The 201-nt window shown below is 52.7% G+C and carries 1 rRNA gene; it reads right to left on the minus strand.

Annotated features, from left to right (window positions below):
- Positions 1–201 (minus strand): 23S ribosomal RNA (locus JDF658_RS13085); the annotation flags it as partial.

The following is a 201-nucleotide window of genomic DNA, read 5'->3' on the forward strand; positions in this document are numbered from 1 at the left end:
TCTGACTCCCAGGGTCCAAGTTATGGCATTCGCAGTTTGATAAGGTTCGGTAACCTTGCTCAGGCCCCTAGCCCATTCAGTGCTCTACCTCCATAACTCAACCCCTGAGGCTAGCCCTAAAGCTATTTCGGGGAGAACCAGCTATCTCCGGGTTCGATTGGCATTTCACCCCTACCCACACCTCATCCGCCGACTTTTCAA

The sequence above is a fragment of the Carboxydocella sp. JDF658 genome (assembly GCF_002049395.1).
Taxonomy (GTDB): domain Bacteria; phylum Bacillota.